This window comes from Paenibacillus beijingensis (genome assembly GCF_000961095.1).
Taxonomy (GTDB): Bacteria; Bacillota; Bacilli; order Paenibacillales; family Paenibacillaceae; genus Paenibacillus_O; species Paenibacillus_O beijingensis.
Genome location: NZ_CP011058.1, coordinates 5,666,982 through 5,690,956 on the forward strand (window position 1 = coordinate 5,666,982; position 23,975 = coordinate 5,690,956).

The 23,975-nt window shown below is 51.0% G+C and carries 22 protein-coding genes; 10 read left to right on the forward strand and 12 right to left on the reverse strand.

Annotated features, from left to right (window positions below; all coding sequences use genetic code 11):
• The first annotated feature begins 158 nt into the window (after positions 1-158).
• From VN24_RS25700 to VN24_RS25725, 6 genes are all read left to right on the forward strand, one after another.
• Positions 159-998 carry a hypothetical protein gene (locus VN24_RS25700; RefSeq protein ID WP_045672759.1) on the forward strand — a complete coding sequence of 280 codons (840 nt, stop codon included), beginning with the start codon at positions 159-161 and terminating at the stop codon, positions 996-998.
• Between the two features lie 261 nt (positions 999-1,259).
• Entirely contained in the window at positions 1,260-2,090 is an 831-nt protein-coding gene (gene kduI, locus VN24_RS25705) for a 5-dehydro-4-deoxy-D-glucuronate isomerase (RefSeq protein WP_045672760.1), read from the forward strand.
• Positions 2,091-2,116: 26 nt separating this feature from the next.
• Positions 2,117-2,875, forward strand: coding sequence for a DeoR/GlpR family DNA-binding transcription regulator (locus VN24_RS25710; RefSeq protein ID WP_045672761.1), 759 nt, complete (start codon positions 2,117-2,119; stop codon positions 2,873-2,875).
• Positions 2,838-3,617: a 2-dehydro-3-deoxy-D-gluconate 5-dehydrogenase KduD gene (gene kduD / locus VN24_RS25715; protein ID WP_045672762.1), complete on the forward strand. Its 780-nt coding sequence runs from the start codon at positions 2,838-2,840 to the stop codon at positions 3,615-3,617. Before VN24_RS25710 ends, kduD begins: the two co-directional genes overlap by 38 nt.
• Positions 3,618-3,639: 22 nt before the next feature.
• Positions 3,640-4,608 (forward strand): sugar kinase, encoded by a 969-nt coding sequence (locus tag VN24_RS25720; RefSeq protein ID WP_045672763.1) that lies wholly within the window; start codon positions 3,640-3,642, stop codon positions 4,606-4,608.
• Between the two features lie 15 nt (positions 4,609-4,623).
• Positions 4,624-5,295 carry a bifunctional 2-keto-4-hydroxyglutarate aldolase/2-keto-3-deoxy-6-phosphogluconate aldolase gene (locus VN24_RS25725; protein ID WP_045672764.1) on the forward strand — a complete coding sequence of 224 codons (672 nt, stop codon included), beginning with the start codon at positions 4,624-4,626 and terminating at the stop codon, positions 5,293-5,295.
• Positions 5,296-5,677: 382 nt separating this feature from the next.
• On the opposite strand, the gene VN24_RS26645 is transcribed toward VN24_RS25725, so the two are convergent.
• Positions 5,678-6,427, reverse strand: a complete 750-nt coding sequence (locus tag VN24_RS26645; RefSeq protein ID WP_052703151.1) for a C40 family peptidase — start codon at positions 6,425-6,427, stop codon at positions 5,678-5,680.
• A 238-nt stretch (positions 6,428-6,665) separates the two neighbouring features.
• Here VN24_RS26645 and VN24_RS25735 point away from each other — a divergent pair, with 238 nt between their 5' ends.
• Complete coding sequence (locus tag VN24_RS25735) at positions 6,666-7,997, forward strand: hypothetical protein (protein ID WP_045672765.1); 1,332 nt, start codon at positions 6,666-6,668, stop codon at positions 7,995-7,997.
• 66 nt (positions 7,998-8,063) lie between these two features.
• On the opposite strand, the gene VN24_RS25740 is transcribed toward VN24_RS25735, so the two are convergent.
• From VN24_RS25740 to VN24_RS25760, 5 genes are all read right to left on the reverse strand, one after another.
• Positions 8,064-8,513, reverse strand: coding sequence for a MarR family winged helix-turn-helix transcriptional regulator (locus tag VN24_RS25740; protein WP_045672766.1), 450 nt, complete (start codon positions 8,511-8,513; stop codon positions 8,064-8,066).
• Between the two features lie 43 nt (positions 8,514-8,556).
• Entirely contained in the window at positions 8,557-9,117 is a 561-nt protein-coding gene (locus tag VN24_RS25745) for a flavin reductase family protein (RefSeq protein ID WP_420798638.1), read from the reverse strand.
• Between the two features lie 73 nt (positions 9,118-9,190).
• Positions 9,191-9,802, reverse strand: a complete 612-nt coding sequence (locus VN24_RS25750; protein ID WP_045672768.1) for an alpha/beta hydrolase — start codon at positions 9,800-9,802, stop codon at positions 9,191-9,193.
• Complete coding sequence (locus VN24_RS25755) at positions 9,799-10,749, reverse strand: ring-cleaving dioxygenase (protein ID WP_045672769.1); 951 nt, start codon at positions 10,747-10,749, stop codon at positions 9,799-9,801. Before VN24_RS25755 ends, VN24_RS25750 begins: the two co-directional genes overlap by 4 nt.
• A gap of 383 nt (positions 10,750-11,132) precedes the next feature.
• Positions 11,133-11,465, reverse strand: coding sequence for a winged helix-turn-helix transcriptional regulator (locus VN24_RS25760; RefSeq protein WP_045672770.1), 333 nt, complete (start codon positions 11,463-11,465; stop codon positions 11,133-11,135).
• 167 nt (positions 11,466-11,632) lie between these two features.
• On the opposite strand from VN24_RS25760, the gene VN24_RS25765 reads away from it, so the two are divergent.
• The 3 genes from VN24_RS25765 to VN24_RS25775 all read left to right on the forward strand — a co-directional run bounded on the left by VN24_RS25765 (position 11,633) and on the right by VN24_RS25775 (position 15,889).
• Positions 11,633-12,841 (forward strand): MFS transporter, encoded by a 1,209-nt coding sequence (locus VN24_RS25765; RefSeq protein ID WP_082084138.1) that lies wholly within the window; start codon positions 11,633-11,635, stop codon positions 12,839-12,841.
• A 16-nt stretch (positions 12,842-12,857) separates the two neighbouring features.
• Positions 12,858-13,817: a TIGR03571 family LLM class oxidoreductase gene (locus VN24_RS25770; protein ID WP_045672771.1), complete on the forward strand. Its 960-nt coding sequence runs from the start codon at positions 12,858-12,860 to the stop codon at positions 13,815-13,817.
• A gap of 497 nt (positions 13,818-14,314) precedes the next feature.
• On the forward strand, positions 14,315-15,889 hold the full coding sequence (locus VN24_RS25775; protein ID WP_052703152.1) for a S8 family serine peptidase: 1,575 nt from the start codon (positions 14,315-14,317) through the stop codon (positions 15,887-15,889).
• Between the two features lie 87 nt (positions 15,890-15,976).
• Here VN24_RS25775 and VN24_RS25780 read toward each other — a convergent pair whose 3' ends face one another.
• The 6 genes from VN24_RS25780 to VN24_RS25810 form a co-directional block, all read right to left on the reverse strand.
• Positions 15,977-17,518 (reverse strand): glycosyltransferase, encoded by a 1,542-nt coding sequence (locus VN24_RS25780; RefSeq protein WP_082084139.1) that lies wholly within the window; start codon positions 17,516-17,518, stop codon positions 15,977-15,979.
• Between the two features lie 934 nt (positions 17,519-18,452).
• Positions 18,453-18,929, reverse strand: coding sequence for a GNAT family N-acetyltransferase (locus tag VN24_RS25790; protein WP_045672773.1), 477 nt, complete (start codon positions 18,927-18,929; stop codon positions 18,453-18,455).
• A 93-nt stretch (positions 18,930-19,022) separates the two neighbouring features.
• Positions 19,023-19,463, reverse strand: coding sequence for a MarR family winged helix-turn-helix transcriptional regulator (locus VN24_RS25795; protein ID WP_045672774.1), 441 nt, complete (start codon positions 19,461-19,463; stop codon positions 19,023-19,025).
• 627 nt (positions 19,464-20,090) lie between these two features.
• Positions 20,091-21,599, reverse strand: a complete 1,509-nt coding sequence (locus VN24_RS25800) for a glycoside hydrolase family 32 protein (protein WP_045672775.1) — start codon at positions 21,597-21,599, stop codon at positions 20,091-20,093.
• A gap of 58 nt (positions 21,600-21,657) precedes the next feature.
• Positions 21,658-23,004, reverse strand: a complete 1,347-nt coding sequence (locus VN24_RS25805) for a glycoside hydrolase family 172 protein (protein ID WP_045672776.1) — start codon at positions 23,002-23,004, stop codon at positions 21,658-21,660.
• A gap of 60 nt (positions 23,005-23,064) precedes the next feature.
• On the reverse strand, positions 23,065-23,967 hold the full coding sequence (locus tag VN24_RS25810; protein WP_238590779.1) for a carbohydrate ABC transporter permease: 903 nt from the start codon (positions 23,965-23,967) through the stop codon (positions 23,065-23,067).
• Positions 23,968-23,975: the final 8 nt, after the last annotated feature.

Sequence of the window (23,975 nt, forward strand, 5' to 3'; positions counted from 1 at the left end):
CTTCAAGCTTTCAATAGGCGTTATTCCCCATTGTTCATAACGGCTCCAATTGCTAATGTTGAGAGGGAAATCCGAATTCAAATTGATGCATGTCAGGTCAGTGAGTTCTTTTCATTACTTAACGTCCCCTAAAACAATCCGAGAATTGAGGTCGCATCATGAACAACATCGTAAAAATTTCTGCCGGCATCCTAAGCCTCTCCCTGTTGGCTGTTCAATTTGCACAACCGATCCAAGCCGCACCGGCTGGTCCAACCAAGCATGGACAATTAACTGCCGAAACGGCAAAGAAATCATCGTGGGATAAAAGCTCGCTGTCTTTCACCGGGCAAACCTCCTATTCCGGCGGGATTTCTGCGACAGTTCAAAATAAAGGGTCGCAAATGGACGGCGAAACGGTTTACGAGCTGTATCGGGTGGAAAAGGGCAATCCGAAAAATGGCGAAATTGTCGCCCTCGGCATTATTAAGCCGTTAGGCCCCGGCGAAACTCAGCAGTTGACTTATGTTCCCAATCTGCTTAAACCGGGAAAATATATTTTTAAAGCTTATCAACGTCCGGGCCATCCGGGAACAGGAGAGCTGTGGAGCTCTTCGATCACTGTGAAAGAGCAGGAAGTTGCGAAGGATCAGCTTGAGCCGGAGCGTCCGCTCGATCAGTTTTTCAATTCCACTGTTGAAGAAGGAACCGCAACGTTTACGGTGCCGGAAGGGATGAAACCGGTTGAGATCAGTTTCTCGAGCTACGTTTATCCGGAAGGTGTCGTTCCGCAGCAGGACGGCGCGCCTTATGAAAATCAAACGGTCTACGATAACGTAACCGCAACCTATGGTCCGGGTACCCACACCGTGCACGTTCAATTGCCGCCGAATCAATATTGGCAGACAGACCTTTATTTAGGCCCTGTCATTGAAACGTTGACCGAAAGCGGACACCCGATGGATAAAATTATCGATGCCGATTATAGTCCGGCAGCTACTGTGCAAACGGTTCAGTGAGTCTAGACTAAAACGGCAATTCCGCCACGATTCTTGCTACGCTTGGGACTGTCCCAAAGCAGGTTATTCGCGGATTTCATCCAGCTCATAAGCTTCGAAAACTTTAACGAGCCGGTCAAGGAACTATCCTTGGCCGGTTCGTTTGCTTTATATCCAGCTTCCTCGCATCCAAAATATAGGTTGCCGCTTTGTTCCTTATTGTTCTATAATGTTTGATATAGTGCAAATAAACATTTTCGAACTTGGAGGCTGACCATTAAGATGAAAATCCGTCATTCCGTTCATCCGTCCGACTTCAAACATTACGATACCGACCGTCTGCGCCAACATTTTTTGATTGAAGAGCTGTTTGCGGGCGGCCGCATCACGATGGTATACACCCATGAAGACCGCATGGTCATCGGCGGCGCCAAACCGGCAGGTGAGGCTCTTCTTCTCGAAGCCGCCGATACGCTGAAAACCGATTATTTCCTGGAGCGACGTGAAATCGGTTTCATCAACATTGGCGGCGACGCCGTCATTACGGTGGACGGAGAATCGTACGAGCTCGGCCTGCTCGATACGCTGTATGTCGGCATGGGAGCGCGCGATCTCCGTTTGGCAAGCCGGAGCGCGAACGAACCGGCCAAAATCTACTTCTGCTCCGCCCTTGCCCACACGGCGAAGCCGACGCGCAAAGTATCCGTTCAGGAAGCGAACACGCTTCATCTCGGCGCGCTCGAGACGTCGAACGAGCGGACGCTGCACCAGATCATTCATGAAGGCGGCGTTCAAAGCTGCCAGCTGATGCTCGGCGTAACTCTGCTGAAGCCGGGAAGCGTCTGGAACACGATGCCCGCCCATTTGCACGACCGCCGTATGGAAGCGTATTTGTACTTTAATCTGGGCCCGGATGCACGCGTTTTTCACCTGATGGGCAGTCCGGAGGAAACGCGCCATCTTGTCGTGGCGAACGAGCAGGCCGTCATTTCCCCCGCCTGGTCGATTCATTCCGGGGCCGGAACGAGCAATTATGCGTTCATCTGGGCGATGGCCGGCGAGAACTACACGTTCAAGGATATGGATCTTGTCACGATGGATACGTTGAAATAGAGAGATTACAGGAGGAGATTGACCCAATGCTAGCCGTCGCACGACATCAATACATTTTAGAACAGCTGCAGCAGAACGGCTCCGTAAAGGTTGCGGATTTGAGCGAACATCTCGGCGTGACGCCAAAGACGGTGCGGGAAGATTTGGAGAAGCTCGAGGAAAACGGCCTGCTGCGCCGCACGCACGGCGGTGCGGTTGCCATTCCGGACAGCGATTCCATTCTCCCGCTGCTGCAAATTCCGAACACAAAGTTTCCGCTGGAAAAGGAAGCGATTGCCGCCTATGCGCTCCGCTATATTCGGCCTGAAGAGGTCATTGCGCTTGATGCGGGCAGCACGACACTCGAAATCGCGCGGCTGCTTCCGAACGAGCCGATGACGGTGGTGACCAACGATCTGATGATTATGCGCGAGCTGGTCGGCAAAGAGCGGATCCAGCTCGTCGTGCCCGGCGGCTACCGTCACAACAACGTGCTGATCGGCAACGATTCGCTCGAGTGGGTGAATCGGCTGAACATACAGAAAGTGTTTTTATCGGCGGCGGGCATTCATGAGAAGTACGGGTTATCCGTGTTCACCGGCGAGCTGATCAAGCTGAAAAAAGCGTTCATCGCCGGGGCCAAGGAAATATTCGCAGTCGCCGACCACAGCAAGTTCGACCGGGCGACGCTGCTGACATTCGCTTCGCTGGAGGATGTGGATGTTATCATTACGGACGCCGGACTGGACGAGGACACGTTGCGGCGGTATGAAAGGAGTTCGGTGCGAATTGAACAAGCTGTTTGATTTAACGGGGCGCACTGCGATCGTGACGGGAGCGGGCCGGGGGCTCGGTCGCGCGATCGCGGCGGGACTTGCGGAAGCGGGCGCCGACGTCGCGCTGGTGACGAACCGCACACCCGCAGAGGATACGAAACGCGAAATCGAAGCGATCGGCCGCAAAGCGATCGTGCTGCAGGCCGATGTCGCCGATCGCGGCAAGCTTGAAGGTATCGTGGACGAGACAATCGGACAGCTTGGCAGACTCGATATTCTCGTCAACAATGCGGGCATTATCCGCCGCACGCCGGCGGTTGACCACTTGTACTCGGATTGGCAGGACGTGCTTGACGTCAACGTGAACTCCGTATTCGTTTTATCCCAAATCGCCGGCCGGATCATGACCCGGCAGCGCTCGGGCAAAATCATCAACATCGCCTCCATGCTTTCGTTTCAGGGCGGCATCAACGTTCCGGGCTACACGGCAAGCAAGCATGCGGTTACGGGCCTCACGAAAGCTCTTGCGAACGAATGGGCGGGCAGCGGCGTCCAGGTGAACGCCATTGCGCCGGGCTACATGATAAGCGACAATACGGAAGCGCTGCGGAACGATCCGGTCCGCAGCCGCCAAATTCTCGATCGCATCCCCGCAGGCCGCTGGGGATCGGATTTGGATCTGGTTGGACCTGCCGTCTTCCTCGCATCGAAAGCGTCCGATTACATGAGCGGTCACGTGCTCTGTGTCGACGGCGGCTGGATGGTACGCTGACAAAGGACGGGAGGTCAATGCCGTGAGCGAAACGTTTCAACAGCAAGTCCCCGAAGTCGTCACGTTCGGGGAGTCGATGGCGCTGTTCATGCCTTCATCGAACAAAGGCATCGAGCATGCCGCAGCGCTCGAGAAGCTGTTCGGCGGCGCGGAAAGCAACCTCGCGATCGGACTTGCGCGGCTCGGGCACCGGGTCGGCTGGTTCGGAAGGCTGGGAGACGATCCGCTCGGACGGTTTATCCTGAAAAAAATGCGCGGCGAGGGCGTCGACGTCTCCCGTGCCGCACTCTCATCCGCCGGCCCAACGGGGCTGATGATCCGGGAAACGGTAGCCGGTAAATCGTCCGTCTATTACTACCGCAAACGGACGGCAATGAGCGAGATGCGGCCGGAAGAACTCGACGCGGCCTATATCGGATCGGCGCGAATTTTGCACGTAACCGGCATTACGCCGGCGCTCAGCGACAGCTGCCGACAGACGCTGCTGGAAGCGGTGCGTATCGCCCGCGCAAGCGGCGTGTGCGTATGCTTCGATCCGAATATCCGCCTGAAGCTCTGGAACGCGGATGAAGCGAAAGCAGTGCTGGTGCCGATTGCGGAACAAGCGGATTATTTTCTGCCGGGACTGGATGAATTGAAGCTGCTGTACGGAACGGACGATCTTTCCGCGCTGACGGATAAGCTAGGCAAGCTGCCGGGAGTATCCGTCATCAAGGGCGGAAACGGCGTCACGCACTTGCTTGAAGACGGTGTTATAAGTGCTGTTCCTCATTTCCCTGTCAAGCAGGTTGTCGATACCGTCGGCGCGGGCGACGCTTTTTGCGCGGGATTTCTGTCCGGCGTGCTGCGCGGTAAACCGCTCGGGGAGGCCGTCCGCTTCGGCAATCTGCTCGGCTCGCTTGCCGTACAGGTTCACGGCGATTGGGAAGGTCTTCCGACGCTGGCGGAAGCCGAGTCCATGCTTGGCGGCAAAGAACATGTAGAACGTTAGGAGCTGACATATGCCATGAAAAAGATGAAAATCGTCCAACAGATCGCTGCGGAAGGCGTTGTGGCGGTGCTGCGCGGCAGCTCGCCGGACGATGCCGTCGCGATGGCCGAGCAGGCGATAGCCGGCGGCATCAAGATCATTGAAATTACGATGACCGTCCCTTTCGCCTTGCAGGCGATCGAATCGCTCGCCAAAAAATATAGCTCGCAAGCCGCGCCCGATTCGGACCGCTATGCTGTCATCGGGGCCGGCACCGCGCTCGATCCGGAGTCCGCCCGCGCCGCCATACTGGCCGGGGCTGAGTTTGTTGTCGGCCCCTCGCTTAATCCGGACACCGTCAAGCTTTGCAACCGTTACCGGGTGCCGGTCATGCCGGGCGTCATGACGATCAAGGAAATTCAGGAGGCGCTTGAGCTGGGGGTCGATATATGCAAGCTGTTTCCCGGCAGCCTGTACTCGCCTTCCACCATTTCCGCTGTCAAAGGGCCGCTTCCCCAAGCGAATTTAATGCCGACGGGAGGCGTCAATCTCGCCAACCTGGGCGACTGGATCCGCGCAGGAGCCGTTGCGGTGGGCATCGGATCGGACCTGACGAACGAAGCGGTGAAAACCGGCGACTACAGCCTTATCCGCCGGAAGTCCGCGGAATATGTCGCTGCTTATCGAAATGCCAAACAACCGGTTTGACAATCGGACAAAACGACTGCCGCCCCCCCTTTGTTTGCGCACTGTCTGAATATAGGAACTTATACTTTTCATATCGAGCGTATAAGAAGATCGCGCCTCCCCGTCTGCTTGGCAAGGTGGCCCGCGATCTTTTTATTCCCTTGGCAAATGGCAATTGGCAACGCTTGCTTAAGCACCTTAACTGTTAAACTATAAGCTGATCACCGTCGTTAGTTACCATTGATTAGTAACCGTCGGTTATAAATTATCTTTGTTTCCGGATTGCAAGCGGAGAAATGAATTGAGAGAAAAAAAGAGACACTGCCAACGAATAGCAGTGTCAGGTACGGACCAACGGTTTGTATACGGTTCATTCAACGGCTTTAACGGTCTGCACGATCGGTTACAGCACTCTCCGTGCGGTAACGTAGTGGCCCGCCCACCAGCCGGTGTTCAGGCTATTAATGGAAAGACCGTCTTTGGAAGGCGTATTGTGAATAAATTGGCCGTCTCCCATGTAAATTCCGACATGGTTGATCACGCCGTCATTGCCACCGATCGTATCGAAAAATACCAGGTCGCCTTTTTGCAAACTTTCTTTGCCGGCAAAAGTACCTTGATTTTTTTGTACGCGTGTCCCCCACGCCAGCTCAACACCTACCTGACGGTAAATAAACTGGGTGAACGAAGAACAGTCGAACAACAGCTTGTCCGGATTCCTTGTGCCAAAATCGTAATGAACGCGCCCCATATAGCTTTGTGCAAATGCAATCACTTGGTCGGCCCTTGCATTTCCTCCCGGTTGATCAATGTTTCCGCTAGGTTGAGGACTGTTCCCGCCCGAATAATTCGTATATTTGGAATTAGAAGATATATATCCCGTTTGGCCATCCTGTGTACTGATTTGCAGCCAATATTTATTTGCCTGCGAAATGACGTGAATGTCCTCGCCCTTCGGAATCAGCCTGATCTTGCTTGCGCTTGTGCTCGGACTCGTTCTATAATTTACGCCGCTGACCACTTTCGTTTCATAAACTGAAGCCGCCGACACCGTCGATACAGCAACAGTCTGACCGACCGCAAGAGCTGAGAAGCCGATTGCTGCGCAAAGGCTTGCGCCGATTACTTTGTGGATGAGCATTTTAGTCTGCATTGATGTTGCCTCCTTGTTGAAAGATAAGGACAACTATAGCAGAATTCTGCATATCTAAAATTTTCCACGGAGAAAAGGAATTGAGGCGCCGCCTGGTTTCAATGGCTTTTGTTAAAAAAAAATGAGAATCGGTTAATCGATCATTTTGGTATACAGTATTCCAAAAACTTGCTATACTTCGGTTAAGCTTATGCTTACGAAGTGCTTTTGCTTACGCAAAAGCTTTAGGAGGGCTGCAATGAGAAGCTATTTTATATTAAGCATTTGTTTCTTGTTCCTGGTTCAATATTTTGTCCAAGCCCCGTGGCTGCAGCTGCTGCTTGCGGCAGCCGCCATCATCGCCTTCATCGGAAGCATCACACTGGCCAGAACGGTTCCCCGGATTTTCAGCGCCCTGATGTTCGCCGCCGGAATCGTGTTTACCGTTTTGAAAGGACAAGATCTGAACGCGGCTGCAACTGCTATTAACTCCAATCTGCCGCTGCTTACGCTGCTCGTTCTCGTCCCTTTGCTGTCGATTCCGTTCAAGCTCGGCGGTTATTTCGATTCCATCCTCGTCTATCTGCAGCGGCTGAATAACAGTCCCCGCAAAATGTTCATGGGCATAACGGCGGTACTGTTCTTCCTCGGACCCATTCTGAACATCGGATCGATCCGAATCGTGCACGAGCTGCTGAAAGATCTGAAGCTGAACGCTTCTTTTCTCGCCAAAGCGTATCTGGTCGGTTTTTCAACGACGATTCTATGGTCGCCTTATTACGCGGCTGTCGGCGTCACGCTGTTGTATCTGCATGTTTCCGTCGGCAGCTATATGTCTTACGGTATCGGGCTTGCGCTGCTGTTCCTCGTTTCGGGCAACGTGCTGTTCGCCATCCGGTCGAAGAAGCAAAAGCAGGAATTGACCGAAGAGCAGTTCGTGCCGGTTAAGCCTATCGACCGGAAACGGCTGCGGCAGCTGCCGTTCATTATTGCGGCGCTTATGCTGATCACCATCTCGGCCGAATCCGTCACCCACTGGTCCATGCTCGTGCTCGTAAGTCTCGCCGCGATCCTGTTTCCGGTTGTATGGGGATTCGCAACCCGGCAGTGGCAGCCGCTAAAGCGGCAAATCACCGATTACCGGGACAAAGCCGTTCCCATGATGAACAATGAAATTATTATGTATATCAGCGCCGGATTTTTCGGCCAGTCGTTTAGAGGGACAAGCCTCGGTGACGGCATCAACACGTTCATGATCCGCTTGTCCGATATTTCATTCCTTTTGTTTGCGTTATTCGTTCTTGTCACGATGGTTGTTGTTACGTTTATCGGCATCCATCAAGTCGTCATCGTGACGATCCTGGCAACGCAAATGGATCCGGCCGCACTAGGCACAACGAAAGAAATTTTGGCGATGGTTATCATGCTGGCCTGGTCGGCTGCGTCCGTTCTCAGCCCCATAAATCCGATCAATCTGCTTGTAAGCACATTGGTGAAACGATCGAGCCTCCAGATCGGCATTCGGGATAACGGAGTATACCTGCTGGTCGTATGTACGATTGGAATCGCCCTGCTTACATATTTTCACTAGCGTAGCTCACAAAAAAAATACCCTCAACCACTTTGCATCATAGTGTTGAGGGTATATGCCGGAATGCTACACAAGCTCCGCCTTTTTTCCAAGCTTTTTCAACAGATCTATCGCCTGCTTCTTCTCCTCTGCAGAGAGTCCGCTCATAATCGAATCCACGTATGCCATATGTTTCGGAAAAATGCCGTCCAGCAATTCGGTACCGGCTTTCGTAATTTCCGCGAAAGTGACCCTTCGATCTTCTGCGCACGGCACTCTTTTCATCAGACCGCGGTTTTCCAGCTTATCGATATTATACGTGATACTGCCGCTCGTCACCAATATCTTTTCACCGATTTGCTGCAGCGGAATTCGTCCCTTATGATACAAAACCTCGAGAATCGTAAATTCGGAGGACGAGAAGCCATGCCTTTTCATATCCTTCACTGCACGGTCCATAACCGTCTTGTATGCTTTTGACAGCACCACAAACAGCTTCAGCGAAATGGACTGATCCGGTTCTGTCGAAGTCGACACGCCCTATCACCGCCTTATCTTGTATATCACTATTATCGTTTATTCAAAGCGGCCGCTCAAGTGAAAACATTTCGCCGATTTTCCCGTAATTGCTGCCCGCAAGCCGGCTGACGGGCTGAAGCCGGTCCACATCAATGCGTCCGTTATGCAATAGTTCATCTGCGATATGAAAACAAACGACCCGGCCGATCAACAGATCGCAAGCCGGCTCGTCCGCCGTTCCGCCAAGCGGATACGCTTGCTCCAGCACGCACTCCATCCGGACTTTCGCTTCGACAATACCAGGGACGGTTATTTTTTCGCTGGGGACCGTCGTTAAACGGGCAAAATCAATTTCGCTTTCAGCCGCGGGCAAATTCGCAGCCGTCCGATTGACCGCTTCCACGTTCGCCGCATCGGTAATATGAACGACGAAGCTGCCGGCCGTCAGCGCATTGCGCGCCGTATCTTTGCGGATCCCTTGTTTGCGCTGCACCGAGACCGAAACCATCGGCGGATTGGCCGTTACGATATTAAAGTAGCTGAATGGCGCCGCATTGACGACCCCGTCCCCGGAAAGGGTTGTCACCAGTGCAATGGGCCGCGGCACAATGCTTCCGATCATCAGCTTATAGTTGTCACGCTCACTCTGGCTTAACGGATCGATCGTGATCAAGTCCAATCCCTCCCCAAAAAAATTAGCGTACGAATTGCTCCCTGTACCAGCTGGCGGCTGCCTCGACTTCCGAGCGTGTCAATTGGTGACCGAACGACTCCCAGTGAACCGTTACGTCAGCTCCCGCATCTTGCAGCAATGTTTGCAATTCTTCCGTTTCCTTAGGAGCGCAGATCGGGTCATTGTTGCCGGCGCCGATAAAGACCGGAACTCCGTTCAGATCCGGAAGCTTGACGCCGCGGCGCGGCACCATCGGGTGATGAAGGATTGCGCCTTTGAAAACAGCACCGTAGTGAAACAGCAAGCTGCCGGCGATGTTCGCCCCGTTCGAATATCCGACCGCTACCAGATTGTTCCGGTCGAAACCGTGTTCAGCCGATGCCTGGTCGAGAAAGTCATGCAATTCCTTTGTGCGGAAAACGAGATCCTCTTCATCAAATACGCCCTCGGCAAGCCGTCTAAAAAAGCGGGGCATGCCGTTTTCGAGAACGTTGCCGCGCACACTAAGGACGGAGGCAGCAGGATTGATCATTTGCGCCAGCGGGAGCAAATCACGCTCCGTGCCCCCCGTGCCATGAAATAGAACGAATGTAGGAGCTGTAAGATCGGTCCCTTGCTTGAATATATGTTTCATGCTTGATCCTCCTTCAGTACACGAACTTTGATCGGCGAAAGCCCTTGTTCAATCTGCACACGATTCGGCTCGTACCATTCCGGCAGCATCAGCTTTTCGCCAAGCGCTTCGAACGGCTCATCCCTTGTGAACCCCGGCGGATCGGTTGCAATTTCAAACAATATTCCGCCTTCTTCGCGGAAATAGATCGCATTGAAATATTGACGATCCACGACCGGCGTCGGCTTCAGCCCGCTCTCCTGCACTTTGGCTCTCCAGCGCAGATGATCTTCATCGTCCTGCGCACGCCAAGCGATATGATGAACCGTCCCCGCGCCGCCGTGTCCCCACTCCATCGCTTCCGCGTTGATATCGATCATATTCCCCAAATCTCCGGAAGCGCGGAAACGGACCAGGCCGCCTTCGGCTCCAACTTGCTCAAGACCCATTACCTGCTGCAGCACTTCCATCGTTTTGTGAGGAGCGACACTGTAGAGCACGGCGCCGCCGAACCCTTTTATCGCCTTGTCGGCCGGCACACCGCCAAAGGACCAATTGCTTTGCGGCCCTTGTTCACGCTCCACGATTTCCAGCTGCAAACCGTCTTTATCGCGGAATTGCAGAAACGTTTCTCCGAACCGGACCGCCTCGGAAAATGAAACTTGTAATTTGGCCAGTCTTTCTCTCCAAAAATCAATGGCTCCTACCGGGACAACGAACGTTGTCCACCCGACTTGCCCGCCGCCGATTTGGCCCTTGCGTCCCGCCTCAAAAGGGAAGAACGTGATCGCCGTTCCCGGGCTTCCGTTCTCGTTACCGAAGTAAAGATGGTATACCTCCGGCGCGTCGAAGTTGATCGTTTTTTTCACAAGCCGCAATCCGAGTACGCCTGCGTAAAAATCGACATTATCCTGCGCATTGCGGACAAAAGCGGTAATATGATGAATGCCTGCGGTTTGATGTGTCATTTCGTATTCCTCCTCATAATTATTTTCATTAATTTAAATTTAATTAGTTTAAATTTAAGATATAAGAGCTGAAGTTGAACAACCATTTGTTTATTGGAGTCTTCGCAAGTTGTGTACGGCATCCTAGCTGTCGGCAACGATTGTGATGCTGCATGTTCCCTCCCCTCAATTTGTTTTAATTTAAATGTTTTAAATTTAAGATAAATATACACCGTTTCTTCGCGTTTTGCAATAGGTTATTTTGAAAAAATTTCACCGATTGATTGATCCGCTTTAACCGGGGATATGCCCCAACAAGAAAAAGCTGCAAACCCGTGTGGTCTGCAGCTTTTTCTGTTCATACTCGATATTTCTCGTTTCGATCAATCCTATCTCCACACAATTTACGCATTCGCTTGTTTGGATTCTTCAACCGTTTTGCCGATATGCTGTTCTCCCCATGAGCACATCGCATCCAGAATCGGCTTTAAAGACCAGCCGTAATCGGTGAGCGAGTAAACGACTTTCGGCGGGATTTGCTCGTATATAACCCGTTTCACTACCCCGTCCTCTTCAAGCTCGCGTAATTGCTGCGTCAGCATTTTTTGGGTGATTTCAGGCATTAACCTTTTCAATTCGCTAGTCCGTTTCTCTCCTTTATCCAAATGACACAAAATGACGACCTTCCATTTGCCGCCGACGACTTCGAGAGTCGCTTCCACTGGAATGTTATACATTGCCGTATACCTCCTTAATTATTGTAGGTTACTTTTTAGTACCTATGATACTTCAAAGTACGTACTTACTATGCATGTCGTATGTGTTTATAATAACCCCATGAAACAAATACTGCAAGGTGCTGCAGTTAAACACAAATCAAAATAAAAAGCAGGAGGAATTCAAAATGAGCGACACATTAGTACAGTCATCGTCTCATACAAAAGAGACGACCAAAAGAGGAATTTGGCCGCTTCTTGCCCTGGCGATCAGCGCCTTCGGGATCGGAACGACCGAGTTTGTACCCGTAGGTCTGCTTGCATCCATTTCAGACAGCTTGAACATTAGCATCACGGTTGCCGGCCTTCTTATTTCCGGTTATGCGATCGGGGTGGCGGTCGGTGCTCCCATTATAACAGCACTCACCAATCGAATGAGCCGCAAGTCTTTGCTTATGTGGCTGATGGTTATTTTCATCGTAGGCAACGTCGTCGCCGGACTTTCATCGTCATTCGGATTGCTTCTCGTTGCACGTTTTATTACCGCATTTTCACATGGCGTCTTTTTCTCAATCGGCTCGACGATCGCAGTGCAGCTTGTAGCCCCCGAGAAAAAAGCGAGCGCAATCGCATTGATGTTCACGGGTTTAACGATAGCTATCGTAACCGGCGTTCCGCTCGGAACATTCATTGGACAAACGTTTGGCTGGAGAGCAACCTTCTTGGGCGTGGCCTTGCTGGGCGTCATTGCAATCATTGCCAGCGCAATACTCATTCCTAAGGATTTAAAACAATCTCCACCGGCTAAATTTTCGGATATGCTTCGTTTGATTACAAATCGCCGGCTGCTGCTCGGATTTGCCATCACGGCTCTTGGCTATGGCGGAACATTTGTCGCCTTTACCTATTTGACTCCAATCCTTGAGGATGTCGTCAAACTAAGCCCTAAAGTTGTCGGGATCATCCTGCTCGTCTACGGCGTTGCAGTGGCCGTCGGCAACGAGGTCGGGGGAAGATGGGCAAACCGCAACCCGGTACGCGCTCTATTTATGATGTTTATTATTCAAGCGGCCGTCCTGATTGCGATGTCGTTTATGATTCCATTTAAAGTAGCCGGATTGATTGCCGTATTTTTGATGGGGCTGTTTGCCTTTATGAATGTACCTGGTCTTCAGTTATATGTTGTGCAGCTCGCGGAAAAATATGTCCCGTCTGCAGTAGACGTCGCTTCGGCATTAAATATTGCGGCTTTCAACATCGGCATTGCGATCGGCGCCTCTTTGGGCGGAGTTGTCGTGGAAAACATGGGTCTTGTACACACGCCATGGATCGGCGGCTTGATGGTTGTCGTTGCGATCGTACTCACCGGTGTTTCGGCCAAGCTCGAGCGGAATTAATTAGGGGGAATAACATATGTTTGAACAACATGCATCTTACCAAAGAATGTACCGGGAAGATGAGCTGACGCTTGGTCTGCATATCCCGTTAGAGAATTATCAAATGAGCACGCCGACGATGGCGCATCAGATTGAATTGGCTCAGACGGCTGAAAATTACGGTTTTACGGCGCTTTGGCTGCGGGACGTTATCTTGAAGGATCCGTATTTTCTTGATCCGGCTGTCGGACAAATTTATGATATTTTGATTTACGGCACGCATCTTCTCAGCCGGACAAATCAAATTGCGCTCGGAACTTCTGCACTTGTGCTGCCTCTTCGTCATCCGCTTCGGATGGCGAAAGAGGTCGCCACGATTGAAGCGCTGTTTCCTCAAAGGCTCATTATGGGCGTATCATCCGGAGACCGGCAAGCTGACTTCCGCGGACTCGGTATCGATCACCCCACCAGGGGCGCTCAGTTCCGCGAAGCATATTCCTATTTGCAAAAAGCGCTGTACGAGGAATATCCTTCAATCGACTCCAGCTACGGCCGGATGGAACGAACGACGCTTGTTCCGAAACTCGAACATAAAATTCCGACGATGGTAACCGGATTTGCGCAGCAAGGCCTTGACTGGCTCGGACAGAACGGCGATGGATGGATGTACTACCCTCAAGCGCCATTGCAGCAGCGGGAAGTGATTTCGGCGTGGCGGAATGCGTCTGCAGCGCAGAACAACACTGCGTTTCGTCCATTCTCAATGCCGATGCATCTCGATTTAGCGAAAGACCCTAATGAAGATGCCTCGCCGATCCGGCTCGGATTTCGAATCGGCCGCAATAAACTGATCGAATTGCTGGAAATTTACCGCTCGATCGGCGTTAACCATCTCTTCTTTGCCCTCTTTGACAGCCCACGTCCGGCAGGTGAAGTCATACATGAACTCGGCGAATACGTGCTGCCGCATTTCCCTCCGCACAAGATGAATAACTAGCAACAGCAAAGAGCAATCATTTTTTAGAAAAACTCCAAACCGGTGTTGCAGCCATAACCAAACTCAAACCGGAGCCTGCGATCGCGCACGCTCCGGACTTTTTATTTTCATGTCCTAATCACCAATTCCGATACGCTCCATAGCAAATTAATTTGGCCGAACAGCGGAATGAGAACGTTTTCGTACGATGACTAGCGACGGTCCGACCATCGATTCATTCAATATCGCAATAATAAGGAATTTTTATCAGCTCACTATATTTATCCGACAATTTTCGACTTATTGCTAGCATTTGAGAAAACGATTGCTATCTGTTCCTGCTATAAACTGGTACAAATGAACCTTTCTACTATTTAGATACTTATATCTATGGAATTTTTTATGAGATGTGATTTAAAATTTTAATTACTAGTAGATCCCGCAAAAATAGACTCCAGTTGTCATATCCCCCAGCCCTCTTCTTTTATGTTTACCCCAAACCGAAAGGAGAATGAGTGATGAAAAAAGCTGCCTTTTTGTCTAAAATAACAGTCTCTATCATGCTGCTGCTCCTTCTGGCCGCAAATCTTGCAGCGGGAGCTCCAACCGAATCAGAAAAGCATTCATACCTTGTAGGGCTTACTCCGGGCGCTTCGTCCAAAGCTTTGGAGGCCCCCGGTATTCAGTTGAAAGACAAGTGGGACAATTTGGGCGCGGTACATATTTCTGCAACGGCTGCGGCTATTAAAGGTCTGGAAAATAACCCTAATGTAAGCTACATTGAGGAGGACCGTCCCGTCTTTGCGAGCAGCACCGGTACGTCCTACTCGGACGGTGCACTCACTTGGGGTTTACAGGCTGTTAACGCCGAGCAAGCATGGACCCGGAATGCAACCGGAGTCAATATCAAGGTTTGTGTACTGGATACCGGTATCGATTACGGTCATCCGGAGTTTACAAGAAATGGCGAAACGATCATAAAAGGCAGCAAAAACTTCGTTAGCGACGGACATCCAGATGCTGCCGACGGCGATAGCCATGGTACCCACGTGGCCGGCACAATCGCGGGTCAGACCAGCAATAGCGGAAGCAAAATTGGAGCGGCGCCGGGCGTCGATTTGTACGTTGCCAGAGTGCTGGGTGACGATGGAAGCGGAACAACCAGCGGAGTCATCAATGGTCTTAATTGGTGTCAAGAGAATAAAGCCAATGTTGCCAATCTTTCGCTTGGAAGCGACAAGCCTTCCCGAACGGAACAAAAGGCGTTTGATCTGGCCTACCAGAACGGAATGCTGAGCATTGCGGCAAGCGGAAACGATGGCGGAAGAATCGGTTATCCTGCCAACTATAGTTCCGTCGTTGCGGTAGGTGCCGTCGACAGCAGCCTGTCACTTGCCGGGTTCTCCAACTACGGTAAAAATCAAGAGCTTGTGGCGCCGGGAGTAGGTACGTTATCCAGTGTTCCAGAAGGTTCCGGCATGCTAACCTCAACCAAGGAGATCGAAAACGGGGTCGAAACGAGCTATCGCAGCGGCGGGATCGAATTCTCTGCACTCGGTGACGCAACGGGCCCTCTTATCGACTGCGGCTTGGCCGATTCGATTACCTCATGCAGCAGCAAGCCGGAAAGCGGCTCTTGGATTGCATTCATCAATCGGGGTAGTAATACCTTTGCTGAAAAGGTTCAAAATGCAATAGCGCAAGGTGCAGCGGCAGCTATCATCGCCAACAATGACACCGCCAATCCCGATGACCCCGGCAGCTTTACACTCGGCAGCGCCGGAAGCTGGATTCCTGCCGTTTCCGTCTCTTACAACAGCGGGAATTCGATTCGAAGCGGCGCACTCGGTATAGGGATCGTTAACGTTTCCCCATGGGACTACAACTATTTCGAAGGCACTTCGATGGCTACGCCTCACGTTTCCGCAGTAGCCGCACTCGCATGGTCCGTTAACCCGCAGCTTACGAACGAGCAAATCCGCCAAGTGCTTCAGACCACAGCTCAAGACTTAGGAACGGCTGGACTAGATAACCTTTACGGATATGGACTCGTCCAGGCAGATGCAGCGGCACAAATGGCCGGAGAATTATAATGCTGAAGAGCTCAAAGCGAGCAGGATGCGCTGTGTCCTGCTCGCTTTGAGCTCTTTCTTTTTCTTAAACTCAGCCGCAATCTTCGGTTACCTCTTCAACCTGAACACCGCATATTTCATCATAAAAAAGCTGGAAACGGAGGATACTGCCATCGACAGCCCTTTAGCCGCATTGTGGATGAGCCATAAAGGAAGCGTTAGAAGCCCGAACATATACACACTGAGCAAAAAGACGGCGTTGCTGATAAGCAGACTGAGTAGCGCTTGAAAAGAAAAGGTGATTTTTTCGATAGACGTAAAAGATGCATCCTGCTGAAACGTGAAATTCGCGTTCCAATAATAACTGTTCAATACCGCGAGCGCATAGGCGATTGTATTAATCATAATTAATCCGACGGCGCTTGGCGACTTCCATAGCTGAAGCAGCAGGTTCAACGACAATAAATCGATAAGCCCGTTCAACAGGCCGATTGAGCTGAATGTGGCAAACTGTCTTTTGTGACCCGAAGGGATACGCTGCTTTGCCTTTAATACGTTTGAATAAAAGCCGAGCAGCTGCTCCGAAGGCATGGACCAGCCAAACCTGCTGCCCGTCGCATGCGAATTGCTCGACATGGCCGCTCTTACATGCGGATCGGCCAGCTTCTCTACAGCACGCTTCATACTGTCCGTATTCTCGGCCTCGAACAGAAAACCTGTAACGCCATCCTCTATCTGCTCGTTTGTCGGTCCGCTTTTTGCAGCCACGACGGGCAGTCCCGACACCATCGCTTCAAGCAAGACCAGACCTAACGTTTCCGACGTTGACGGAAACACGAATATATCGGAAGAAGCATAAGCCTGCGCCAACGAAGAACCATGAATAAATCCGGCGAAGACCGTATTCGTACCGTGGAAATGCTTTTCCAAAAAAGAGCGGTGCGGTCCATCCCCGACCAGCGCCAGACAATAGTCAGGGGAGGAATCCAAAATGTCCCGCAGCTTTTCGATATTTTTCTCGGCAGCAAGCCTTCCTACATAAAGCAGCATTATTTTGCCGGTCTGCCCGCCCGTCAAATAATCCCTCATTGATTCGGAATAATTGTCAGGACCGAAGAGCTCCGTATTTACGCCGTGCTTCCAAACATGAACGTCGCGGAAGCGTTTCGCCACCAGCTCGGTTTGAATCGCTTGGGATGGACAAAGATTGAGATCGGCCCGATTGTGCAGCGTCCGGAAAAACCACCATAGAACCGGCTTCAAAAAAGGAAGACCGTAGTAGTCCGCGTAATGTGGAATTTGCGTATGATAGGAGGCGATCATCGGAAGCTTTAACCGGCGTCCATAGAAGATGCCGGCGACTCCGAGCAGAGCCGGATTCACGACATGAATCAGATCCGGTCCGAACTGCTTCAAGGCCAGCTTCAATTTGCGGCTCGGATAAGCCAGCTTCTTGTCCCGGTACAGAAAAAAAGAGCGCGCCGGTATTCCTACCACTTTGGCACCCTCAAATTCCGTTACACCCAGATCCGGTGCAATAATACAAACATGATGACCGTTTAGCCGCAGCCACCGGATTGTGGCGCAAAGGCGCGTCACTATGCCGTCAGTCGAGGGCAAAAACGTTTCCGTTACGATCGCGATTTTCATAAGCTGCACGCTCCATCTGTTATTTCCAAGTCACTTTGAGATCCACATTCCCCATAATAACCCGGTCCTTGTGCTGCAGTGCGGTTGCCAGAATTCCGCGAAGCACACCATCGGTCAATAGATTCGGCCGAACTCCCAGATCAATCCCGAACATCATATTATAGCTGTCATGCATGCACTATGGACTATTTTAGTCTTTAATTATTATCTGACCGTTAATAGCACGTAAATTTTATTAAATTGGAAGATCCGCCTGAGGAGCCGCAATAATTAATCCGCCGTCATCCTTCATTCTGTGCTGCAATCCAGTCAATGCATTATATGTACACGTCGCAGCTGCTATGCTCAGGGCTGTCTTGCCATGAAAAAGATCGCCTATATCCGGCCAGCTTGGCCAGCAACAGGCGATCTTCTTGACTTTGTGTCCCGATCATCATATGTTCATCAGAAATGTCGATCTTAATCATGTTCAATAATAACCCTATTTTCTTTCTTATGAACCGAAAGCTTTGATGGATTGCTTTTTACTAATTCTTTGATTGGTGTAAAATCAATTTGTGCTCGATCCAGTGTGATATCAAGGACAATCTTTTCCCCTTTTAAAAATACCAAATTATGATAAATATCATCGTCTAATTAACATCGGTCATCATAAATTCGTTTCTTTGATTCGTTATCGCATATAAATTGCTCTCGAATTCCGTAAGATGTCGATCGCTGATATTATATTTATGATAATGATAGTAGCTAACAAAAAATGGGTTGAGAATGATGCTTAAGACTACCGCCGTAAAAAAATGTTTGAGCTTTATTTTCATTGACCCTCCAATGATTTTTCATTCTACGGGATCCATTCCATTAATCGTAATCAATTATTCCGCCTCCTGCTTTCTAATTCGAGTTGCTCAATTATCTCCAATTGGCCCTCCTGATTCTATAACTTGCTTTTCATCATGATCCCTGCTATTTCATTGTCATTAAAGTCTTTCATGATCTTTAGATCAAAGGGTTTAAAACCTAGCTTATAATAAAAGAGCAGCGCTTTCGTATTGATGTTGTGGCAGACCAAGTTGATTTCGTTCACTTTTATTTCCTCTTTTGCCCGGGCTTTTATGACACGGATTAAATGCTTTCCTGCCCCAATACCTCTAAACTCGGGATTAATAATGACATTTCCCAGCCAGCAGCTCTCGCCCTCTGTTCGATCATAAATATTGCAGTATCCAACGATCTTATTATTTCTTTCGATAACTGTAGGTAATAAGCGATTCTGCGCGATTTCAAATAGTTGCTCAGGATGAAGGGGATAACCTCCACGCGGAAACATAAAATAGGCTTCCATTTGATTTTGCGGAAAGGTCGAGATCAATTGGAAATCTTCTCTGTGTGCATCTCTAAAAGTAAACATCATGACACCAGCTTTTCTATTGGGTGTAGTGATTTGATTAGGCTTGATCGCTATAAACTAATAATACCATCTCGCCGCAACGGGAGATGGTATTATTTACGGTTTATATTCCTGTGCTGAAAATCCTATTTTCTTTATTAACGTAATGGCGATCTGTTTTTCCTCTACCGTAAGTCCCTGCATGATGGATTCAATCACTTCCGAGTGCGGTGGGAATAATTGATCGAACAGCTCTGTACCGGCCGCTGTTATTTCCGCGTACGTCACACGTCTGTCTTCCGGGCTTGCAACTCGTTTCAAGTAACCTTTCTGTTCCAGCTTATCGATGGTGTACGTAATGCTTCCGCTAGTTACAAGAAGCTTCTCACCTAAACGTTGTAAAGGAATTTTACCCTTATGATAGAGCAGTTCCAATACGGTAAATTCGGATGCGGACAATCCTCTTTTTTTCATATCTTTAACGGCATGATCCATAGCGACTTTATAGGCTTTGGAAAGAACCACAAAAAGCTTTAACGATAGTTCACGATTATCCATGATCGTACCTCCTCAAACCGCACTACCAAAATTCATAATCTTAACATAAAGATAAATATACCTTTATTTTATACCTCATGCAACACTGGCGCTTACGATGCTGACGCCATTGCCTTGTCACTAATACCGCCCGGGCAAGCTCCATATCTTGTTGCCGCATCGAATTGCCTTCATTACTGCTATCCCTCCCCATTTTTTTTGACGTAAAGCGGAAATCAGCGGTGCCGCACCTTTAGGCTCAGTTCGACTCCGTCCGGTTCGATTCGTTCCGGATGAGGGGGGCGATGGATGCCAGGTTATTTCCTAACGGCTGCCATAGCCGCTAATTGAATGAAAATGACCCATTTGAAATTTTAACGGAGCTGAGCGCCTTTATTGTATGCACGAATGGTCATATTTCAACGGAAACCTTCAAATAAGGTCTCTGACAACCGTTAAATTTTGCAAAAGGGCATTTTGAGCACATTAACGTCTTTCCAAGCCGTTAGCGCTCGAAGGTCGTCCATTCCGTCCGCGCGGGCTGAACCTACGATCCCATCGCTGCCAGCGATGCTCTATATCCACAATTCCTAAACAAAAAAAACACCCGGCCGGCATACGCGATGCCAACCGGGCGTCCAAGATCGATTACCATGCAGACAGCAGCTTCCAGATATCGACTGCGTTTACAGTAACGGAACCCCCCGCTGCAAAAATGTCCAGGTCCACGTTTGCCGGATCAGGATAGATGTTGTTGGTCATTACGGTACGGTAGTCGTCCGCATACACTTCGATGACGCTGGTGTCCACAAAAATGTGAAGGCGCAGCGGATCGCTTCCGGACCTTTCCAATCGGGCGGTTTGGATGCCCTCACTCCATCCGTCGGCCTTAGTACGGTCGAAACGGAGCTCATTGGCTGCGCGGTTGTACACGAGCAGCGTCTGCTCGCTCCGGTCCCGGGCGGCTCTTAGAACAAAGCCCACCTCTTCTGCTGAGCTGCCGTCCAGATTAAATTCAACCTTAATTTCAAGACAGTCGCTGCCCACATAGTCGGGCAGTGTCCGTACGCCCGGCCGGACGACAAGAGCCTCCTGGTGGTAGCTGTCCCTGCGAAGGACCTCAAGCTCTTCGACCGGCGTAAACTTCAATCTTCCATCCTTGTCAAGTTCCACCACCCGCGGAAGCGACATGGCGCCGCACCAGTCGTTTTTCCCGGTCGGACCGAAATTTTTGAACCAGGGCATCCAGTCCCACGCATTCAGCCATGCGATGATGATGCGCCGTCCTTGCCCGTCAAGGAAGGACTGCGGCGCATAGTATTCGAAACCAAGGTCCACATCGCCCATTGTATCCCAATCGAAGCGGCCGGTGGTGTAATCCATATCTCCTACCAGGTAGATCGTTTTGTGCTGCCCCATCCCCATCGGCGAGAACATGAGGACATGCCGGTCACCGAGGGGGAAGAAATCCGGGCACTCCCACATGTATCCCATCGTCCCGTCGCTCTCGGCGAGCACACCGGCATAGTCCCATTTGCGGAGATCCGGCGACCGGTAAAGGAGGGCTTTTCCGATATCGCCCTTCTGGGAACCGACCACCATGTACCAGGTATCGTCATGCTTCCACACCTTGGGGTCGCGGAAAGCGGCCGAGCCGTCTTCCGGCGGGACGGAAATAACCGGATTTCCATCATACTTTTGGAAAGTGATGCCGTCTTCGCTGGTGGCCAGGCATTGGCTTTGAATGACCGTGCCATCCTCCTGAATGATCGTGCCCGTGTACAGGACGGAAAGCACACCGTTATCGTCAACCGCGCTGCCCGAGAAACAGCCTCCCCGCTCATGCAGATCGTAGGGCTCGCTGGGCGCAAGGGCGATCGGCAGGTGCTCCCAGTGGACCAAATCCTTGCTTTTTGCATGTCCCCAATGCATGGAGCCCCACTCAGCGCCGTACGGATAATGCTGATAGAAGAGATGGTACTCGCCTTTGTAAAAGATCAGGCCGTTCGGATCGTTAATCCAATAGGCAGGTGCCATAAAATGATACTTCAGTCGCGTCAAGTCTCTGCTTACCGCATCTTTGATTTTAGCTATGGACTGCTCCGCTTTCAGCAAAGCCTCGCGATGCGGGGTCCGGTTCTTGGCCGTAAAGCTCATGGTTATCCTCCTATCGGCTTCAGCTGCAGGAAACGTCCGTCCCAGCGCCCTTTCCGTATTATCGAAACGATTGCCGAATGTTTTTGCCTTGTTCAATGTTCCCTTTGGAATGTCCGGCCACACGGCCTTCTTTCTTTTCCACCTGAGCCGTCCGCCCTTCCGAATAGCTGTCCATCCGCTTCCGGGCGAGTTCGTACGACTCTTTCATCTCGGCGTTCAATGCAACTTGCTTCAGAGGGCCCGGGCTCGGGAACTGAGGCATCAGCTGGATGCGCTCTTCCACCGGCAAAATGCCGAACGGCTTCGAAGGAAGCGTCTGATACCAGTAAGCTGTGGAAGACCAGTCGTCGGACAGATGGTTGGCGTGGCCGTGCTCGATCGTCACTTTAATGCTTTCCGAGAAATGAATCGGGTCGGTAATGTGGAAGCGGTACGAAACCTGATAGCCGGGCACGTCGCTCTCGTGAACAATGGAGCCATGGAAAGGAAAAGCGTTCTTCTGCATCCCCCATGCATGATTGAAATAATCCTCCGCGCCGGTGCCCACGATGCTCGGCAGCTCCTCGCCGTCAATGAAGATCATATCGTCGCCTTCGCCCCACCAGCTGCCTTGAAAATGGGTAACCGACAGGTTGCAGCCGACGTAGTGCCCATTGCCCTCGGCCTCCAGAATGACATAGTTCCCTGCGCCGTCAAGGTTCGCCACCCGGTTCACTTCGGGCGTATTCACCTGCAGATCCGGAGCCCAGCCGTCGCACGGATTCTCACGGCGCCACTGGGCATGGAAGTATGCCGTATCGTCAGGAAGCGGCTGCTTGTACAGCTCGTAATCGATATGGAAGTAGAGGCCGAACGGCACATCGTTCTCATTGATGATTTCAATTTTCGCTTTTTTGTTAAACGGCATCGGGAAGTAGCAGTTGACGGAAGCAACGCCTCCGAACTTGAACTGCTCCTCCGGCTTGACCGATACGGTAATCGGCATGGAGGCAAAATTGCCGGGCATCGAATGACCAATGCAGAAGAAATCGCCGTAAGGAACGAGCACACTCGGATGAGACTGGTCGTCCCACGTCATCTTGATCAGCACTTTCCGGTACCAAGCCGTATCGGCGGATTCCCACGTCACGCCCAGTGCATTATGAATTTCATTAACCGGAGCGATATTGCCGCCGCCTGACGGGTCGAGAACGCTTGGGCCATGTATCCTGCGGCAGAACGAGGTCATCCAAATATGACTAATGCTGCCCGGCCCTTCCACTTCGCCGAGTACGACGGACTCGCCCGCGGGAATCATCCAGTAGTCCTGATTGCGGCCATCCTGATCCCAGCTGGAAAAGCGCGCGGAACGGACTTCTTTGACCTTGGTAAGCTGATCAAGCAGATTGAGAGATTGGCTTTGCATGCATGATTTCTCCTTTTCTTTTATATGTGAAGTTGGTGTTGCTTAAGTTAATAGCACGGCCTAGCCTTTCACCGCGCCTGCTGTCATGCCTTCCATAATGAAGCGCTGGAAGAAGCCGAAGAAGACGAGCTGCGGAATAATGATGAGCATGCTCGCGGCAATGATGCCGCCATAGTCGATATTGAACCGTCCCTTGAATTGCGAAATGCCAAGTGAGATCGTGGTCAGCGAATCATCGCTGATCAGCGTGACGGCGAAGGGAAACTCATTCCAGATGTACAGCACGTTAAAGATAAACACGGTGGCGACGACGGGCATGACAATCGGGAACACTACCGACCTCCCCAGTGAAATTAACCCGCAGCCGTCAATGACGGCCGCCTCCTCGACTTCCCTCGGGAATCCTCTCAGAAACCCCGTGAACAAGAGCGTATTGAACGAGATGGAGGTTGCGATATAAGGAAGCACCAGCGATGTATAGCTGTTGTTAAGCCCGAGCATAATCGTAATCCGATAAACCGGAAACAACAGAATGAAGGCCGGTATCGCAAGCCCCATCAGCAGGAAAGCGGTGACCGAACGCCTTAACCTCTCGGAACGGAAAACCATTCTCGCAAGCGCATAGGAGCTCATGAACGTAATTAAAATTTCAAACACGATTGTAACGATTGCGATGACGAGCGTATTTCGATACAGCAACCCGAGATTAAGCGTCTCCAAAGCTCTCGCGTAGTTCTCAAAGCTGATGACCCGCGGGAGGCTGAACGGATTATTCAATATGTCTTCATTCGATTTGAAAGAAAGAAGGACCATCCACAGTAAAGGAAGCATGACAAGAAATGTGACTCCATAGGCCAAAATCGTGAGCGGCACGCTGCTTCTTGGATGTATCGCCTCTTTGCGTACCCGTTTGCCGCTTACCGCAATCGTTGCACTCACCTTTGCCTTTGCCAATTGATTCACCTCGGAAC